We start from the raw sequence: 1362 nt of genomic DNA, 5'->3' as shown, positions 1-1362 counted from the left end.
TGCCTATATTTTAACACAATGAAAGGAACCTGCGAACAGATTCCTTTCCATTTTTTTCTTAAGTTTATGATGTTGAGCGTAATTCCTGGCAAAAGAAGCGCGGGAACTTGATAACAAAGAGACTTTCCGGCCCCCGTGGGCATGATCGCCAGTGCATCCCGTCCGCTTAAAATGGTATCTATAATTTCCGTCTGCCCTTCCCGGAAGGAATCATATCCGAAGTAAGTTTTTAAAATTTGTAAGGGAGTTACTGGTGGAGTACCAGAATTCATTTCTTGTATATTCGAATTGTTTGTTGTCAATTTATTGACCTCCTGCGATGAAAATAGGTGACTGTTTAGTAGTTGCAAAGTTGCACACTTCGAGGGTGCTTTTAGTTTTTTATCATATTTAATGTTGCGTGCATTGAGGTGCTTTTATTTTTTTATCATTTTTAATGCTGCCTGCGCCGTCTTGCCTGTAAGTTCTGTAATACTGGAAAGCACTGGCACATCTCCATATTTTCGGTTTTCATAAAACGCATAATAACATCCATATAGAATGTAAGTGAGCATAATATTAATGTCCTTGTCATCCCGATATTGAGGGTAAGCTCCAAACACCAGCTCCTTTAAAGCTGCTTCAATTTTCTGCACCAGGCATTTACTCCTGCTTCCCGAAAACAAAATCCCGATCAGCGAATCCTTTGCCAGAAACCCCATAAACAGTTCCCTGGAAAAAAAAGTGGTATCCTCCAGCACTCTCTCCGGATGAGTGAGATTCTCCATAATTGATACCACAACTTCCGTTTCCAACGTATCCGAGAGATGATAAATATCCTGATAATGTGCATAAAATGTAGACTTATTAATCTGCGCTTTCTCACACAACTCCTTAATCGTAATCCTCTCCAGCTCCTTATGAGAACGCAACTCTATAAAAGCATTTATAATACTCTGTCTGGTTTTTTCAATTCTAATATCCATATAGCGTTATCCTTTATTTTAATTTGCTATTTAGTTGATTAAAAGTTCTTCAATGCGGACGCATTTGGACAATGTGTATTACTCACTCGCCAGCGCAACGCTCCAGCGAACTAATCGCTAACTGCGACTAATGCGTTCGGGAGAGCCCTCACGCATAAGTCTACGTAAGCGCTGGATTTCGCTTACGCTAAGAACGCGCCTGAAATGGCTCGCTGAAGTAATACACATTGCCCAAATGCTGTGTGTCGGCTGGAACTGAGGTTATTTAGGAACTTTTAACGAGGGGAGGGGGAGTGATTGTTTTCCCGAAACTTTCTTGCCAATGATAGATTAGGTAAAACCAATAAAGCTGCGAAGTATCAACCATCTAAATGGGGTATCGAAGACACATAAAATA

General features: G+C 40.5%; 2 protein-coding genes. Both read right to left on the bottom strand.

The features are described 5' to 3' along the window. Positions 1-272, bottom strand: a 272-nt coding sequence (locus tag AB5706_RS22990) for a DEAD/DEAH box helicase (protein WP_368366339.1), incomplete at its 3' end; no start/stop codon positions are given. Between the two features lie 144 nt (positions 273-416). Next, positions 417-965, bottom strand: a complete 549-nt coding sequence (locus AB5706_RS22985) for a TetR/AcrR family transcriptional regulator (protein WP_347086944.1) — start codon at positions 963-965, stop codon at positions 417-419. Positions 966-1362: the final 397 nt, after the last annotated feature.

It is taken from the genome of Ruminococcus sp. RTP21484sp1_RTP21277st1_D2_RTP21277_210401 (assembly GCF_040924225.1).
In the GTDB taxonomy this organism is placed as follows: Bacteria; Bacillota; Clostridia; order Lachnospirales; family Lachnospiraceae; genus Blautia_A; species Blautia_A faecis.
Note: the sequence above shows the minus strand (reverse complement) of the source record. Positions and strands in the feature narration are given on the sequence as shown.